This is a genomic window from Lutibacter sp. B1 (assembly GCF_012524075.1).
GTDB lineage: Bacteria > Bacteroidota > Bacteroidia > Flavobacteriales > Flavobacteriaceae > Lutibacter.
This window is the reverse complement of sequence record NZ_JAAZUI010000008.1, coordinates 51,054-68,791: the sequence shown is the minus strand read 5'-3', so window position 1 is coordinate 68,791 and position 17,738 is coordinate 51,054. Positions and strand designations below refer to the sequence as shown.

16 protein-coding genes are annotated in these 17,738 nt (G+C 29.2%); 6 read left to right on the top strand and 10 right to left on the bottom strand.

Annotation, left to right across the window (positions count from 1 at the left end; genetic code table 11):
- Positions 1-9: 9 nt before the first annotated feature.
- On the top strand, positions 10-2,064 hold the full coding sequence (locus HGB55_RS06490; protein WP_168815799.1) for a pitrilysin family protein: 2,055 nt from the start codon (positions 10-12) through the stop codon (positions 2,062-2,064).
- Positions 2,065-2,114: 50 nt separating this feature from the next.
- Here the strand turns inward: HGB55_RS06490 and HGB55_RS06485 are convergent, their stop codons facing one another.
- Positions 2,115-2,984, bottom strand: coding sequence for a DMT family transporter (locus tag HGB55_RS06485; RefSeq protein ID WP_168815797.1), 870 nt, complete (start codon positions 2,982-2,984; stop codon positions 2,115-2,117).
- A 92-nt stretch (positions 2,985-3,076) separates the two neighbouring features.
- Here HGB55_RS06485 and HGB55_RS06480 point away from each other — a divergent pair, with 92 nt between their 5' ends.
- Positions 3,077-3,454, top strand: a complete 378-nt coding sequence (locus HGB55_RS06480; protein WP_168815795.1) for a heavy-metal-associated domain-containing protein — start codon at positions 3,077-3,079, stop codon at positions 3,452-3,454.
- 62 nt (positions 3,455-3,516) lie between these two features.
- Positions 3,517-3,804 (top strand): hypothetical protein, encoded by a 288-nt coding sequence (locus HGB55_RS06475; protein ID WP_168815793.1) that lies wholly within the window; start codon positions 3,517-3,519, stop codon positions 3,802-3,804.
- Positions 3,805-3,860: 56 nt separating this feature from the next.
- Here the strand turns inward: HGB55_RS06475 and HGB55_RS06470 are convergent, their stop codons facing one another.
- Genes HGB55_RS06470 through mutY form a run of 5 tightly spaced genes read right to left on the bottom strand, consistent with a single transcriptional unit; the run spans position 3,861 to position 8,325 of the window.
- Positions 3,861-4,922 carry a COX15/CtaA family protein gene (locus HGB55_RS06470; protein ID WP_168815791.1) on the bottom strand — a complete coding sequence of 354 codons (1,062 nt, stop codon included), beginning with the start codon at positions 4,920-4,922 and terminating at the stop codon, positions 3,861-3,863.
- Entirely contained in the window at positions 4,913-5,467 is a 555-nt protein-coding gene (gldD, locus tag HGB55_RS06465) for a gliding motility lipoprotein GldD (protein ID WP_247649186.1), read from the bottom strand. Before gldD ends, HGB55_RS06470 begins: the two co-directional genes overlap by 10 nt.
- A gap of 9 nt (positions 5,468-5,476) precedes the next feature.
- Positions 5,477-6,787, bottom strand: a complete 1,311-nt coding sequence (gene gldE, locus HGB55_RS06460; protein WP_168815789.1) for a gliding motility-associated protein GldE — start codon at positions 6,785-6,787, stop codon at positions 5,477-5,479.
- A gap of 21 nt (positions 6,788-6,808) precedes the next feature.
- Positions 6,809-7,249 carry a single-stranded DNA-binding protein gene (locus HGB55_RS06455; RefSeq protein WP_168815787.1) on the bottom strand — a complete coding sequence of 147 codons (441 nt, stop codon included), beginning with the start codon at positions 7,247-7,249 and terminating at the stop codon, positions 6,809-6,811.
- 35 nt (positions 7,250-7,284) lie between these two features.
- Positions 7,285-8,325 carry an A/G-specific adenine glycosylase gene (mutY, locus tag HGB55_RS06450; RefSeq protein WP_168815785.1) on the bottom strand — a complete coding sequence of 347 codons (1,041 nt, stop codon included), beginning with the start codon at positions 8,323-8,325 and terminating at the stop codon, positions 7,285-7,287.
- Positions 8,326-8,456: 131 nt separating this feature from the next.
- Between mutY and HGB55_RS06445 the strand changes: the two genes are divergently transcribed.
- Both HGB55_RS06445 and HGB55_RS06440 read left to right on the top strand, forming a co-directional pair.
- The gene (locus HGB55_RS06445) at positions 8,457-8,753 is read left to right on the top strand and encodes an HU family DNA-binding protein (RefSeq protein WP_168815783.1); all 297 of its coding nucleotides are present in this window, start codon (positions 8,457-8,459) and stop codon (positions 8,751-8,753) included.
- Between the two features lie 263 nt (positions 8,754-9,016).
- Entirely contained in the window at positions 9,017-10,567 is a 1,551-nt protein-coding gene (locus tag HGB55_RS06440; protein ID WP_168815782.1) for a ribonuclease E/G, read from the top strand.
- Between the two features lie 47 nt (positions 10,568-10,614).
- Here HGB55_RS06440 and HGB55_RS06435 read toward each other — a convergent pair whose 3' ends face one another.
- Both HGB55_RS06435 and uvrC read right to left on the bottom strand, forming a co-directional pair.
- Positions 10,615-12,834: a patatin-like phospholipase family protein gene (locus HGB55_RS06435; protein WP_168815781.1), complete on the bottom strand. Its 2,220-nt coding sequence runs from the start codon at positions 12,832-12,834 to the stop codon at positions 10,615-10,617.
- Between the two features lie 6 nt (positions 12,835-12,840).
- A complete protein-coding gene (gene uvrC / locus HGB55_RS06430) occupies positions 12,841-14,625 on the bottom strand; it encodes an excinuclease ABC subunit UvrC (protein WP_168815780.1) in 1,785 nt (594 codons plus the stop codon).
- A gap of 135 nt (positions 14,626-14,760) precedes the next feature.
- Between uvrC and HGB55_RS06425 the strand changes: the two genes are divergently transcribed.
- Positions 14,761-15,993: a pyridoxal-dependent decarboxylase gene (locus HGB55_RS06425; RefSeq protein ID WP_168815779.1), complete on the top strand. Its 1,233-nt coding sequence runs from the start codon at positions 14,761-14,763 to the stop codon at positions 15,991-15,993.
- A gap of 144 nt (positions 15,994-16,137) precedes the next feature.
- Here the strand turns inward: HGB55_RS06425 and HGB55_RS06420 are convergent, their stop codons facing one another.
- Together HGB55_RS06420 and HGB55_RS06415 are read right to left on the bottom strand one after the other, a co-directional pair.
- Positions 16,138-17,115 (bottom strand): permease, encoded by a 978-nt coding sequence (locus HGB55_RS06420; protein ID WP_168815778.1) that lies wholly within the window; start codon positions 17,113-17,115, stop codon positions 16,138-16,140.
- Between the two features lies 1 nt (position 17,116).
- Positions 17,117-17,737 (bottom strand): bifunctional 2-polyprenyl-6-hydroxyphenol methylase/3-demethylubiquinol 3-O-methyltransferase UbiG, encoded by a 621-nt coding sequence (locus HGB55_RS06415; RefSeq protein WP_168815777.1) that lies wholly within the window; start codon positions 17,735-17,737, stop codon positions 17,117-17,119.
- Between the last annotated feature and the right edge of the window lies 1 nt (position 17,738).

Genomic DNA, 17,738 nt, shown 5'->3' with positions numbered 1-17,738 from the left:
TTACCAAACATGAAAACAAAAATTATATCAATACTAACTGTATTTTTATTGACATTTTCAATGTCTGCCCAAATAGATAGATCAGTTCAACCAAAACCGGGATCTTCACCAAAAATTAATTTAGGAAAACCTCAAACTTTCGAATTAAAAAATGGCTTAAAAGTTCTGGTAGTTGAAAATCATAAATTACCAAGAGTATCAGCCACTTTAACTATTGATAACAATCCTGTATTTGAAGGAGATAAAGCCGGCGTAAAAAGTTTAACCGGAAGTATGCTTGGAGCAGGATCCAAAACTATTAGTAAAGACGATTTTAATGAAGAAGTTGATTATTTAGGAGCTCGAATTTTCTTTTCCAGCCAAAGTGCCAGAGCCAGTTCACTGTCTAAATATTTTCCAAGAGTATTAGAATTAACTGCAGATGCAGCTTTAAACCCGATTTTTACTCAAGACGAATTTGATAAACAATTAAACATTTTATTAGACGGTATCAAATCAGAAGAAAAAAGTGTTGGCAACATCTCAAACAGAGTTCAATACGCTCTTGCTTATGGAAAAAATCATCCTTATGGAGAATTCTCAACACAAGAATCTGCTTCAAAAGTAACTTTAGCCGATGTTCAAAACTTCTATAGTACTTACTTCAAACCAAATAATGCTTATTTAGTAATTACCGGAGATGTTAATTTTAAGGATGTAAAAAAATTAATAACCAAAAATTTCAGTAAATGGCAAAAAGGAACACTTCCAACTTACACCTTGCCGGTTCCTGAAAATATTTCAAAAACTGAAATTGATTTTATAGACATGCCAAATGCTGTTCAATCTGACGTAACAGTTGTAAACACCGTTGATTTTAAAATGAGTGATAACGATTACCATGCCGCTTTGTTAGCAAACAGAATATTTGGTGGCGATTTTAACAGTCACTTAAATATGAATTTACGTGAAGAGAATGGTTATACTTACGGAGCCAGATCTGATTTAAGTGCAGAAAAATATACTCCTGCAATGTTTTACGCAGGCGCACAAGTTAGAAATGCTGTTGTTGATAGCACTGTGATTGAAATAATGAAAGAGCTAAAAGAAATCAGAAGTCAAAAAGTTACTGAAGATGAACTTAAAAATGTAAAAGCTGCTTATGTAGGTAGTTTTGTTAGAAATATTGAAAAACCCGAAACAGTTGCTCGATATGCTCTAAACATTAAAACCAATAATTTACCTGAAGATTTTTACGAAACATACTTAGCAAAGCTAAACGCTGTTACTGTTGATGATATTCAAAGAGTTGCTCAAAAATATTTTAGTGAAGACAATACCAGAATTGTTGTTACAAGTAAGGCAATAGATGTATTACCAAACTTAGAAAAACTTCCTTATAAAATCAATTATTTTGATAAAGAAGCAAACCCTGCTTCTAAACCTGAAATGAAAAAAGAAGTTCCGGCCAATGTTACAAAACAAACTGTTATTGAAAATTACTTTAATGCTATTGGAGGTTTAGATAAAATAAAATCATTAGCTAGTACATTGGTAACATATGAAGCTAATGCTATGGGTAATACCATTCAAAATACTGAAAAAAGAACTACTGAAAAATATGCAAGAGAAACAAGTATGGGCGGAAATGTAATGATGAAAGTGGTTATGACTAAAGATGGCGTTTTTATGAATAAACAGCCTTTACCTCCTGCAATGGCAGGTGAAATGAATTATACTTTAGGTACATTTTTAGAAATGGGTTTATTAAATAATGAAAACTCTAAACTTACAGGTATTGAACTTATTGAAGGAAAAGATGCTTATGTAATTACCACTAAAGGAGATATTGTTTCAACTTCTATCTATTTTGATGTTGAAACAGGTTTAAAAGTTAAAGAAGCTCAAACAATTAGTATGGGAGGTCAAACTCAAAACCAAGAAGCTAGTTATAGTAATTACAAAGAATTTAACGGCGTAAAATTCCCTGGAATTAAAACAGGAAGTTTAGGACCTCAAAATGTTGAATTCACTTTAATTGATGCTAAAATTAATGAAGGAGTTACCGAAAGTGATTTTGAATAAAAAACAATAGCATACATTTTAAAAAACCGAAACAAATTTGTTTCGGTTTTTTATTTTCTGTTAGCTAAATACACGCCTAATAAAATTATTACTCCTCCTACCAGTTGCGTTAAGCTTATATTTTCACCGTCCAAAATTCCCCATAAAACTGCAGTTAAAGGAATTGTGTAAGTAACTGATGCTGCAAAAACCGGACTCGATATTTTTATCATTTTATTAAATAATAGTTTTGCAATTGCAGTTCCAAAAAAAGATAGTATTAATACGTACAAAACTGCAATTTGCATTTCTTTAGATTCGAAAATTGTATTGAAAAATCCTGTGTAAATTAAAATAATAAAAGCAGGCAACCCTATTAAAACAAAATGACCAACACTAATAGCTAAAGCGCTTAAACCCTCCAAATGTTTTTTAAGAATATTAATATTTAAAGCATACCCTAAAGAGGCTATAATTATTAAAAATGAATACCAAAAATTTTGGTTTGAAGAAAACTCTCCTCCTTTACTTATCAATATTACGGTGCCAATAAGACCAATTAATACTCCAAAAACTTGTCTTCTGGTAATTATAAATCCAAAAAATGAAACTCCTAAAATAACAGTATTTAATGGTGTTAATGAATTTAAAATAGAAGCAATTGAACTATCAATTTTTGTTTGTGCCAATGCGAATAAAAACGGAGGAAAAAAAGAACCAAAAAATCCTGACCACGCTAACCATTTCCATTCTTTTGGTTTCACATTCCTAATACTTTTAAAACCAAATGAACCTAAAAAAATAGTAGTAAAAACAATACGAAGAGCGCCTAACTGAGTTGGAGTTAAGCCCACCAACCCTTTTTTTATTAAAATAAATGAACTCCCCCAAATAATTGAAAGCGTTATTAAATAAACCCAACGTAGTTTTTTTTGCTCCATTTATCAATTTAAAAAAGCAAAAATCGAATAAATATTCGGATTTGAAATTTTTAGTTTATAAATTCGCATAAATATTTTATAAAATTCTAATTATGAAAAAATTAACGCTCCTTTTTTTTAGTATCTTTTTTTTAATTTCTTGTAACGAAGCTAAAAAAGAAGCATCACCTGAAAATCAAAAAGAAAAGAAAGAAGATATAGTTGCAAATTATAAAAGTGTTGAAGTTGACATTGAAGGGATGACGTGTGAGATTGGTTGCGCGCGCACAATTGAGTCAAAATTATCAAAAGTTGACGGGATTTCGTACTCAAAAGTTAGTTTTGAAGACAAAAAAGGGCAGTTTACTTATGATGCAAATAAGCTTTCTAAAGACGATATAGCCAATAAAATAGGCGAAATTGCCGGTGGAGATTTGTATTCTGTAACAAAAACAGTAGAAATTGATAAAATATTTAAAAAAACTGAATAAATTAATTTTAAACTATAATATATTTGTTGTTAATTTGTACAAACAATAAAAATCAATCGAAGATGAAAAAAATCAAATTTTTAATTGCAATTGCACTTATTGGTGTTCTTGCTATGTCATGTAAAGAATCTACTAAAAAAGACATGAATGATGCTGTTGAAGCAACTGAAGAAACTGTTAAAGACGCTGCTGAAGCAACTGAAGATGCAGTAAAAGATGCTGCTGAAGCAACTGAAGAAGTTATTGACAGTACTGCTGCAAAAGTAAAAGATGCTGTAGATACTACAAAAGAAACTGTAAAAGAAGTTAAAGAAGGTGTTGATGCTGTTAAAGAAGCAGTAGAAAACTAAGATTTTTTAGTTCTAAAACATTCTAAAACTCCAATAGCCAGGCTATTGGAGTTTTTTTATAGTTTACTTTTTCTTAAAGAATAATATAAAAACAGTAAACTCATAAAATACAACAAGCCTACTAATTGGTGACTTACACCTAAAAATAATGGTATTTTCCCTTCAACATTTAATACAGTTAATACTCCTAAAGTAACCTGTATAAATACAAAAGTTAATGAAAAATTAACCCATCTTTTAGAAGTTGTTACAATTTTACCTTTTAATTTAAAGTACATATAAATTGTTAGCAAAACTAAAATGTAAGCCAGCATTCTATGAATAAATTGTATTAAGGCAGGAGCAAACAAATAACTATCATAATTTATCATATTTCCCCAATTCCAATTTTTAGAATCTAGTAAAACTTCGGGTATAAATTCTCCGTTCATATCAGGCCAACTTGGGTAATATAATCCTGCTTTCATCCCAGACATAAGTCCGGCAAAAATCATTTGTATAAATGTTATACCTAAAATTCCAAGAACTAATTTTTTAAAATTGGTAGATTTTTTAGTGCCAAACATATAAACATCGGCTACAGTTTCAACCATTGCCGCTATTACTAATAGTGCTAATACAAAATGTATGGTAAGTTTATATGCATTTACCCAAGGCCTGTTTACCAAACCGCTTTGTACCATTATCCAACCTGCTGAAGCAGTAATTATAGTTAACAAAACCACCAAAGCAAGTCTTTTTATCAAATAAAAATCTATTTTCTTTTTAACAACAAAAAAGATAAATGGTATCAAAAATATAAATCCAAGCGTTCTAACCCAAAGCCTGTGAAAATATTCCCAGAAGTAAATAAATTTAAAATCCTTTAATGTAAATGTTGAATTTATTTTATGAAACTGAGGAGTTTGTTTATACAATTCAAATTCATTTATCCATTGTTCAGAATTTAACGGAGGTATAACACCTGTTATAACATCCCATCTTGTAATTGAAAGGCCTGAGCCTGTTAATCGGGTAATTCCTCCTAAAATTACTTGTCCAATTAACATAATTAAACCTATTAACAACCAAATTCTAATTGTTTTTGTGTACTTATAATTAGTTATTCTCATTTCCATTCTAAAGTTTCAACTAAATGAACTATATCTTTTTCTATATATTTAATTGCGGGTAAAATTGAATCGTAATTAGGTTTTGCATAAAAATACAACGATCCTGAAAGAACATGCTTAACGCTATCGGTAGCTCTAAATTGTATATTTGTTGCTACATCTCCTTCAATATTATACAATTTGGCAAATACTCTTTTATCTAAATTCTCATACGGAATTGCATTAATTGCATTTGCTTTTATGGTATGCTCAAAAGTAAGTTTTTCTACTTCTTTTAAAATTTCTTCCAAATTATTATTTACCGCTCTATAAGTTACATGAATTGTAGCTTTTATTTGAGGATATTCAATACTAGCCCAACAATTGTTTTTTAAATTAAAGTTAGAAGAGTTTGATATTTCAAAATTATATGGACAATCTGTCTCAATTTTTTTATAAACAGCTTCCGGATATTGAAGTTTTAAATATGATTTTGGCTTGGGTAAAGTTTCATTTTTACAAGAAATAACAATAGTTGCCAATATAAAAAGTATTCCAAAATTTTTCATCATATTACTAAGCTACCTTTTTATTGTAACTTTAATTCTTTTAAGCCTTTTTTTATCCATAGATTCAACTTTAAATAAAAAATTCTCAAATTTTATTATTTCACTTTTCTTCGGAAATTTACCATGTACTTCTAAAATAAATCCTGCAATTGTTTCAGACTCACCTTTATTTTCTTCAAAAATTTCAGAGTTATCTATTTCTAAAATTTTATAAAAATCTTTCAAATTGGTTTTTCCTTCAAACAAAAAATTACTGTCGTCGAGTTTAGAATAAGAAATATCATCATCATCAAACTCATCACTAATATCTCCAACAATTTCTTCAATAACATCTTCTAATGTAATTATTCCGCTTGTTCCACCATATTCATCAACTACAATTGCCAAATGATTTTTCTTTTCTTGAAATTCTTTTAACAAATCGTCCAATTTTTTATTTTCAGGAACAAAATAAGGATCTCTAATCAAACTTTGCCAATTAAAATCAGTTTTATTTAAATGAAGTAAAAGATCTTTTGCGTATAAAACCCCAACAATATCATCAATATTTTCATTATAAACAGGATTTCTTGAATAGCCTTTAGTTACTATTTTAGAAATCACATCCGAGTACGATTCTTTTGTAGAAAGCGCAAAAATATCAATACGAGGTGTCATTATTTGAGCTGTTTCAGTATTCCCAAAATTTACAATACCTTCTAAAATCTTTTGTTCATCTTTTGTAGTAGATTCATTTGAAGTAAGTTCTAAAGCCTGAGATAATTTTTCTACAGACAAACTTGATTTCTTTTTCCCTAATTTATTTTCAATTATATTCGTTAAATTCATTAATGGAACACTTATAAACGACAACGAATAATCAACTATTTTTATAGGATAAGCCATAAATGAAGCGAATTTCAGTGAATTTCTGGAAGCATATACTTTGGGTAAAACTTCACCAAAAAGCAAAATTAAAAAAGTTACCAGCACAACTTCTATTAAAAATTTTAAAAGAATTGATGCTATACCGCTAAATATAAAATCACCTATGTACGCAAATATTAAAACAATTAAAATATTTATAAAATTATTTGAAATTAATATGGTAGCTAACAGTTTTTGAGGGTTTTGCAATAAACTTACAACGGTTTTTTCTTTACTGGATTTTGACTCCGAAGCTAAATTTAAATCGGTTTGTGACAGCGAAAAAAAAGCCACTTCTGCACCTGAAATTAATGCTGATGAGGTTAACAATAAAATAAGTGCTATTAAGCTGATTACAAGCCAATAATTAAAAGTTTGAGTTAAAAATATTAATAAAATCGTGGGTTCAGGGTCCAAGTTCTTACAATTTAATTAAACTTAAAATGGTAAATCATCATCTTCAATATCTCCGGAAGAAATCTCATTTTTTGTTGGTTCAACCGGTTTTGAAGTTGTATTTTGTTGTGGTGTATTTAATTCTTTTTTTACAGATAAAAATGTCATATCAACCACATGAATTTCTGTTGTATATCTTTTAGCGCCATCTTCACCTTCCCATTGTCGAGTTTTTATTCTGCCTTCACAATATACTTTATCTCCTTTTGTTAAATATTTTTCACAAATTTCTGCCAATTTATTTCTTACTACAATATTATGCCATTCTGTTGTAGTTACTTTTTCACCTGTTTGTCTGTTAGTATAAGTTTCATTAGTTGCTAAAGGAAAACGTCCAATAGAATTTCCGCCTTCAAAATAATGCATTTTTACTTCATCGCCTAAATGCCCTATAAGTATTACTTTATTAATAGTTCCTGCCATAACTTATGTGTTTAATAATCAAAAGTACTAAAAAATTAGCTTACTTTATACAGGTTAATAAATTTGTCGATTAATATAGGTACAGGATAATTATTGATAGTTTCCCAAGAATCTGAGAAATTATCTGATTCTTCCGAAGAAATTATCCAAAACTTTGTGTAAATATGCTGATGTGATAATTTATGTACCGTACTATCTTTATTAAAAAGTTTTATAGTCACATTTAAGCCTTTAAATATACTATTAAAGTTATTGTGTTCAACAAGTTGTTGTTCATTAATATCTGAAGCTGTTTCAATTAAAGGAAACTGGTATAAGTTTTTCCAGATGCCATTATTTCTTTTTACAAATTTTGTTTTGTTATTTTTTGTATGAATAACCAAATAATTAAAATATCGTTTTCTGATTGTAATTTTTTTGTCTTTTACAGGTAGTTCTTTTACTCTTTTTTCTGATAGTGCAACACAACTATCATTTAAAGGACATAATAAACAATCGGGGTTTTGAGGTTTGCATAAACGAGCCCCAAATTCCATAATTGCCTGATTATGTGTCCCCGGATTTTTTTTATCGATTAACTGTTGAGCTATTTGCTTGAATTCTTTTATTCCTTTTGTTGAGTTAATTGGTGTATCAATACCAAAATATCGAGCTAATACTCTGTACACATTCCCATCAACTACAGCAGCTGTTTCATTAAAACAAATTGATGCAATTGCTGAAGCTGTGTAATCGCCAACACCTTTAAGTTTAATAATTTCATTGTATGTAGTTGGAAATTCAGCCTTAAATTCATTAACAATATATTTTGCCGAAAAATGTAAATTCCGTGCACGTGAGTAATACCCTAAACCTTGCCAAAGTTTCAAAACTTGTTCTTCAGTAGCTTTTGCCAAATCAATAACCGTAGGAAAATGCTTTATAAACTTATAATAATAAGCCATTCCTTGATCAACTCTTGTCTGCTGTAAAATAATTTCAGACAGCCAAATCTTGTATGGATCATGTGTATTTCTCCATGGCAAATCTCTTTTATTTTGTAAATACCAGTATATTAAACGATTAGAAAAAATCATTACTTTTTTATAAAATGCAATATTACATCTTTTAATTGATTAAATTTTAGTGAATTAACTTTTTGATTTTGATTAATATGTCATATATTTGCCGTCTTAAATTTGTAATAACATAATAATTATATTAAAAAATGACGAAAGCAGAGATTGTATCGAATATTTCAGACAAATCTGGAATAGAAAAAGCAGATGTTTTAGCAACTGTTGAAGCGTTTATGGAAGAGGTAAAAAAATCATTAGAAAAAGGTGATAATGTTTATTTAAGAGGTTTTGGAAGTTTTATTATAAAAACCAGAGCTGAAAAAACTGGTAGAAACATTTCAAAAAATACTACAATAAAAATACCTGCTCATAACATTCCTGCATTTAAACCTGCAAAAGTATTTGTAGAGGGCGTAAAAGATAAAGTAGCTGTAGAACAGGTATAAAAATTATTAACAAAAAACAACATTATATTATGCCAAGTGGTAAAAAAAGAAAAAGAGCTAAAATCTCTACACACAAGCGTAAAAAAAGAGCTAGAGCAAATAGACACAAAAAGAAAAAGTAAGCTAAGCTTACTTTTTCTTTATTTTTAAAAGTTCATTGAAATAAATATTTGCACAAGTGCAAATATTGTTGGGTATAAATTCCTGTAAAACTTATTATAAATCGTCCATTTATTAATATTTGGACACAAAAACAATTCAGAGTGAAAACAGAATTAATTATTAGATCAAACTCCTCTGATATTGATTTTGCCTTATTAAAAGATGGTAAATTAACAGCCCTAAACAAAGAAACAAACGGTAATAAATTCTCTGTTGGAGATATATTTTTAGCCAAAATTGGCAAAGTTTTATCCGGTTTAAATGCTTCTTTTGTTAATGTAGGATACGAAAAAGATGGTTTTCTGCATTATCATGATTTAGGTGCGCAACTATTATCATTAAATAAATTTATAAAAGGTATAAGCACAGGTAAAATTAGAGATTACACTTTAAAAAATTTTCAACTAGAAAAAGACATTGATAAAAATGGAAGTATAGTTGATGTACTAAAAACAGGTCAAAATTTATTAGTACAAATTGTTAAGGAACCTATTTCTACCAAAGGACCTCGTATGAGTTCTGAAATTTCAATTGCAGGTAGATATTTAGTTTTAGTACCTTTTTCTGACAGGGTTTCAGTATCGCAAAAAATTGCTGATCCGCAAGAAAAAGAACGATTAAAACGACTTATAAAAAGTATTAAACCTAAAGGGTTTGGGGTAATTATAAGAACTGTAGCAGAAAATAAAAAAGTGGCTGAGTTAGATAAAGACCTTCAAAATTCTTTAGAACGTTGGATTGTAATGTGCAAAAAAATCAGATCGGTTAAAGCACAACAAACACCAATAAAAGTATTAAGCGAATTAAATAGAGTTTCATCAATTTTAAGAGACTTATTTAATGATTCCTTTTCAAGTATTGTAACAAATGACGAAACCTTGTTTTTAGAAGTGAAAGAATATTTAGAAGAAATAGCACCTGATAAAGAGTCGATTGTATCATTATACAATTCGAAAATTCCAATATTCGAAAAGTTTGGAATTGAACGCCAAATAAAAACATCATTTGGAAAAACAGTTTCAATGAGTAAAGGAGCTTATTTGGTAATTGAACATACTGAAGCTCTTCATGTAATTGACGTGAATAGTGGGAATAGGTCGAATAAAGCTACTTCACAGGCCGATACCGCACTTGAAGTTAATTTAATTGCTGCGTCTGAAATAGCACGACAATTACAATTACGTGATATGGGAGGTATTATTGTTGTAGATTTTATTGATATGCACACAGCTGAACATAGACAAAAACTCTATGATCATTTAAAAGCTGAAATGGCATTTGATAGAACAAAACATAAAATACTGCCCCCAAGTAAATTTGGACTTGTTCAAATTACAAGACAGCGTGTTAGACCCGAAATGGTTATAAAAACTCAAGAACCGAACCCCGGTGGTTCAGGAGAAGTTGAGGCTCCTATTGTTTTATTAGACAAAATTGAAGTTGAAGTTGATAAAATAATGAGTTCAAAAATGCATAAAAAAGTTACTTTAAATGTACACCCTTTTATTGCTGCATATCTAAAAAAAGGATTTCCATCTATACAACACAGATGGTTTTTAAATTATAAAAAGTGGATTAAAATTTTACCTAGAGATGCTTACCAATATTTAATGTTTGACTTTACCAATGAAAATGGTAAAATAATTAAATAAGGCATTCACAATATCTAAAAAGTCCTGTAATATTTACAGGGCTTTTTTTAAAACCAATACCCAATATTAAAATACCAATAATCTTCACTATGGTCAGGCGACCAAGTATATTTAATCTCTATAGGTCCAATAAATGTATTTAACCCATAGCCAACCATATAGCCGGTTTTCGTATTATCAAAAATTTTTCCTTCTTCAAAAATATCATTCTCAATCCTTCCATAATTTACAGCTGTAGATAAATAATTTTTAGGTAAAAACTCATATCTTAATGTAATGCCCGTTCTAAGAAATGAATTTTCTGTCATTTCCGCAAAATCATACCCGTAAAAAGGAATAAAGTTATTGATATAATTCTCACCATAACCTCCAATATTATAATCTAATGCTCTATTTTCATTATCACCAATAGTAATTCCTGCCTCTGATACAATATGAGTAGTTAACTTATTAAAAAATGTATGCGCTAAGCCAACTTTTCCTTTTAATTGAGAAAAAGACTCAAACGTATCGCTATAATCAGATGAAGCTATAAACCATCTATAATCAATATTTATATAAGCTCCTTTATTCTGAAAATATTTTTTATCATAGGTATCTAATTTCAAGTATGAATTTAAATTAAAATAATGAGATTTATCGAAATATAATCGTTTTTCATTATTTGTTTGATCAGTATTATTTATAGAAGAAATGGTTTCAGTATATGCTTTTAGATGCTTGTGTTCAAAACCAACACCCACAGCAAATTTTCTTTTAAAAACCGTTTGCACATATATTTGACTGGTTAAATCTTTATATTGTAAATTAATTTTATTAACATTTTCACTATCAAAGTTTACATCTGCATCAAAATTATTGTAACGTGATTTTAATCCGAAACTCCAATAATAACCATTATCTATAAAAAAGTTAAAATTATATCTTATATTATCGCCTAAAATTAAATCTGCTGATAATATATCGTTTTTAGAAAATATATGCTTTGATGTAGTATTTATTAAAATTCCTGTTTTATATAATTTATCATAGTGAACTCCAAACTGTAAAAATTGATTTATTTTACTTTCTTTGACTTTCAATTTCAACACATTACCACCTTTCTGATTTACAATTTTATACTGTATATTTTCAAAGTTTTTTGTAGCAGATAAATTATCAATACTTTCAATAAGTTTTGTATAGCTTGTAGAATCTTCCTCCTTTAAATTAAGTTTTCCTAAAATATAAGCACGTGTATAATTTTCATTCCCATCAATTTCATATCTAGTAAGGTGAAATTTTTTTAATTCGGTGGGTTTTACATCAATTACTTTTTTATTGTTCTGATTTTGTCTTTTAGCAATTTCTTCAAGCTCTTGTTGTTTTTCTAAAGACGCTTCTTCTCCTAAGGCTAATATTTCTTCAACCTTGTCAAAAGAAACAACATTATAACCTTTTGTATCCGGTTTAATTAACACATCTACTTTATTTCTTTTTTCCTCTAAAGTATTATACATTTGAAAACCAACTATTTGATTCATAACCTTTACAGCAGAATCTAAATTTTCTTTCTTTTCCAAACCGCTTTGAATATCTACTCCAATTATTACATCAGCTCCCATAGCTCTTACTTCATCTACCGGAAAATTATTTACAACACCTCCATCGGTTAATAGCTTTCCATCAACTTCAATAGGTGAAAATAATGTAGGAAATGCACCACTAGCGTTTACAGCTTCCGGTAAAAAACCTTTATCCATAATTTCTTGCTCCCCTGTTTCCATATTGGTAGTTATACATATAAAAGGTATGGGTAATTTCCTGAAATCTTCAATATTACTAACATGCTGTGTTAGATTTGTAATTAAATTTTGAACTCCCTGCCCATATGTTAACCCTAATGGTATACCCACCTTTTTATTTTTAATAGGCAAGGTAATTGCATATTTTTCTCCATATTCTTTTTCGTAAAAAGGTATTGATTTTCTAGGTAAATTATCAGCAATAACCTTCATAAAATCTATAGTCCTTACAATAGAATCCAGCTGTTCTCCTGTATAACCCGAAGCGTACAATGCTCCAATAATTGCACCCATACTGGTTCCTCCAATATAATCAACCCTAACACCTGCTTTTTCAATAGCTTTTATAGCTGATATATGTGCAAACCCTTTTGCTCCGCCTCCGCTTAAAACAAGACCAACTTTAACATCTTCCTTTTTGGGTTCTTGAGAATACCCGAAGATTACGGAAAAAATAAAGACCAGTAGTACTATCTTTTTCATTATTATTTATTTATTATTATAATAATTATAAATTTTTAAGGCTCTTGTTTTTCCAATAACCTTTTCTAAATCTTCAAATGAAGCTAAAGCAACCCTTTTTGCCGATTTAAAATGTTTCAATAAAGATACAACTGTTTGCTTACCAATGCCTGATATTTGTTCCAATTCGTTTTGAAGTGCATTTTTACTTCTTTTATTTCGATGGTGTGTAATCCCAAACCTATGAGCTTCATTTCTTAATTGCTGAATAATTTTTAAGCTCTCAGATTTTTTATCTAAATATAAAGGGACAGAATCATTTGGGTAATAAATTTCTTCCAAACGCTTTGCAATTCCAATAATAGCAATCTTATTTCTTAAACCTAATACATCTAAACTTTTTAATGCTGAAGAAAGTTGCCCTTTACCACCATCAATAACTATAAGTTGAGGTAAATCTTCACCTTCCTCTTGCAATCGTTTGTAACGCCTAAAAACAACTTCTTCCATAGAGGCAAAATCATCGGGTCCATCAACAGTTTTAATGTTAAAATGTCGGTAATCATTTTTACTTGGTTTTCCGTTTTTAAATACAACACATGCAGCAACAGGATTTGTGCCTTGTATGTTTGAATTATCGAAACATTCTATATGGCGAGGTTCTACTTTTAAACGTAAATCCTTTTTCATTTGTGCCATAATTCTGTTTACATGCCTATCGGGATCTACAATTTTAATTTGTTTAAAACGTTCCTGCCTAAAATATTTGGCATTCCGCAAACTTAACTCAACAATTCGCTTTTTATCACCCAGTTTTGGAATTGTTACTTTTATATTTTTACCCAAATCGACCTGAAAAGGAACATAAATTTCTTTAGATTGCGAATGAAAACGCTGCCGTATTTCAACAATAAATAATTCTAATAAATCTTTATCCGATTCGTCTAATTTTTTCTTAATTTCTGATGTATGTGATTGAATAATTGCTCCATTAGCTATTTTAAAGAAGTTTACATAGCTGTAACTTTCATCTGAAATAATTGAAAAAACATCAACATTTGTTATTAAAGGATTTACCACTGTGGATTTTGCTTGATAATTAGCCAACAAATCAATTTTCTCTTTTATTTTTTGTGCTTCTTCAAACTCCATTTCATCGGCAAAACGAAACATTAATTCTTGAAATGATTTTATAGCTTCTTTAAAATTCCCTTTAATTATATTTCGAATAGCTAAAACGTCAATATCATAACTTTCTTCCGTTTGCAAATTTTCACAAGGCCCTTTGCAATTACCTATATGATAATCTAAACAAACTTTATACTTTTTATTTTCGATATTTTTTTCACTTAAATCATAATTACATGAACGTAAATGATATAATTCTTTAATTAGATCGAGTAAGGCTCTGGCTGTTCTTACCGAAGTATACGGACCGTAATATTCCGAGCCGTCTTTTATTACATTTCTTGTAAGAAAAACACGAGGGAATTGTTCATTTTTAATACAAATCCAAGGATAGGTTTTATCATCTTTCAGCATCACGTTATAACGTGGCTGGTATTTTTTAATCAGGTTATTTTCAAGTAATAAAGCATCTGCTTCGGTATTTACAACTATATGTTCAATAGCTGCAATTTTTTTTACTAAAACCTTTGTTTTTCCATATTCGTGGTTTTTTGTAAAGTAAGAAGAAACTCTTTTTTTTAAATTTTTTGCTTTACCAACATATAAAATTTTTCCGCTTTTATCATAGTACTGATAAACGCCGGGTGAAGATGGCAACGTTTTTATTTGTAATTCTAAGTCCAATAAAGTGCTGATTAAAAAATAAAAATACTACTTTTTTTATTTATGCAATGGTTTGTTAAAAGAAGTTAATTAAAATATTTTTGCCGATAAAAAAGTATATTTTTGCGCAACTTTAAAAACTTAACTATTTGATTTATGAAATACTGGAAAAAATATTCTAAAACGCAAATAAACCAACGTATTGATGAGGCTTTAAAGTCTGTTGTAGATTTTCAAGATTGTAAATATTTAGGATATCCCGTATCAAAATTAGATGAAAATGTGTTTACCACAACCGGTTCATTTTTAAATGATTCTCCTTTATTAAAATCATACATTGCCAATCCAAACAATATTGGTTGTCATACTTTAGGAAAATCTGAAGAAGCTTTCAAGGGCTCTCAAGAATTAGAAAAAGAAGCTGTTAAAGTGTTAGCTGTTGATATTTTTAAAAGTGAAGATGATGAATATGACGGATATATTGCAACAGGTGGAACTGAGGCTAATATTCAAGCATTATGGATCTACAGAAATCTGTTTAAAAAAACATTCAATGCATCATTGAATGAAATGGTAATTTTATCGTCTGAAGACACTCATTATTCTGTTTATAAAGGCTCCAATTTGTTGAGTGTTGATGCTGTTAGCATTCCTGTTGATTTCAATTCTCGTGAAATTATTGTTGAAGAATTAGAAAAAATTGTACAAAATCTAATTTCCGAAGGGAAAAAATACTTTATGGTAATTTCAAACATGGCTACTACTATGTTTGGATCGGTTGACAATCCTGATATATATGCTGATGTTTTAAAAAAACACCAAGTTGAATTTAAAATTCACGTTGATGGTGCTTTTGGCGGATTTATTTACCCTATTACCAATAAACTTTCGAACAGTAATTTTAAAAATCCAAACGTCTCATCAATAACCATTGATGCACACAAAATGCTGCAAGCTCCTTATGGAACAGGTGTTTTTTTATGCCGAAAAGGCTTGATAGAAAATGCACTTACCAAAGAAGCTCAATATGTTGACGGAATGGATTTAACCATTGTAGGAAGCCGCTCCGGAGCAAATGCAATTGCTGTTTGGTTAATTTTATTTAGTTATGGTTATTACAACTGGTTTGAAAAAATAAATACACTGATTATTAGAACCGATTGGCTTTGTGAGCAATTAGATGAATTAAATATTAAGTATTTTAGAGATCCTTTTATGAATATTGTTACCATACAATCTCAATTTATTCCTAAATATATTGCTCAAAAATTCGGCTTAGTTCCAGACACTCATAACGGTGATAACAGATGGTATAAAGTTATTATGATGAGTCATGTTGAAATTGGTGATTTAATGAAGTTTGTTGAAGCGTTAAAAGAGGATAGATAACTTTAATTAAAAAGCTGTCATAATACCTTCTTTAAAATTTCCCCAATCAGAAAAAATTTTTCTAAAAATCAAATAAACAACTATAATTAATACAATTTTTAAATTCCGTTTATTTCTTTTTTCTATAATTATGTTTTTATTTACTTAGAAAATTACATTAAATACATATCCTGAAATTATAATACATACTGTAACAACAGAAAAGAAAATGGCTATTAATTTAATAGTCATAACTTTTTTTAAGAGCATTGCTTCCGGCAAGGATAATCCTACAACTGCCATCATAAAAGCAATAGCTGTTCCTAACGGAATTCCTTTAGCAACCAACACTTGTACAATCGGTAAAACTGCAGAAGCTCCCGAATACATTGGCACCGCTAAAACTGTTGCAATTGGAACAGCAAACCAATTGTCTTTACTTAAATATTCTTCAAAAAAACCTTCAGGAATATAACCGTGCATTAAACCGCCAATGGCAATACCAACCAAAACATACGGTACAATACCTTTTAAAATGATTTTGGTATCATTCCAAATAAGAGGCAATCTGTCTTTTAAAAAGAACTTTTCTCCAATAAATTTATCCGTTTCTTTTTGAGAATTGGCAAGGACCTGTTGTACCCAAGGCGTTAAGTATTTTTCCAATTTTAATTTTTGAAGGATTACACCTGAAATTGTACCTAATAAAATACCGCTAATTACATAAATAACAGTTGTTTTTATTCCGAATAACCCAATAAACAATCCTATTGCCACTTCATTTACCAAAGGTGATGTTACTAAAAAAGAAAATGTAACTCCCAAAGGAATGCCTCCTTTTACAAAACCAATAAATAAAGGTACTGAAGAACAAGAACAAAACGGTGTTACAACTCCAAATAAAGAAGCCATTAAGTATTCCAACCCATATAATTTTTTACGAGAAAGGTAATTTTTAACTTTTTCAACAGGAAAATAACTGTTTACAATTCCCATTAAAAAAATAATAATGATAACAAGCAGTAAGATTTTAATACTGTCGTAAATAAAAAAGTTTAATGCTTCTGCTAATTGATTTCCTTGTTTTAAATTTAGAACCTCAAAAACTATAAAATCGGCAAGTTGTTGTACCCAATCAAACATTTTAAATTGCTTTTTTTCTTCCTACAAATCGGATAACTGAACCTTTCCCTTTATGATAATCGCCTTCTTCAAGTTCAATAATTACTTCTTCTAATTGAAGAATATCAAAATCTGAAAAATATGAAGCAACCTCTTCTTTAGAGAACAACATTTCTATATTTTTAGGACCGAAAGAAGATTCATTTTCTTTATTTAGTTGAAGTTGTTTTTTACTAAAACATTCAAAAATTACCAGTCCGTTTGGTTTTAAATACTTAGTTAATTCTTTATAATATTGCTGCTTTAATTCAACTGAAAAATGAGCATAAATAAAGGCAATTACATCAAATGAGTTTTCTTTAAATTGTAAATCGGCTACATTTTGAACCAAGTAATCGATAATAACATTCTCTGATTTTGCCAGTTTTAAAGCTTTTATTTTGCCTTGTTCACTTATGTCAAAACACGTAACTTTTAATCCGGATTTGGCTGCAAAAACAGCATTACGTCCTTCGCCTTCAGCAGGTAATAAAATAGTTCCTTTTGGCTGTAATTTTTCTAAAACTTCTTTAAAGAATACATTTGGCTGTTCGCCATAAACAAAGATTTCCTGCTTATATCGTTCGTCCCAAAATTCTTTCATC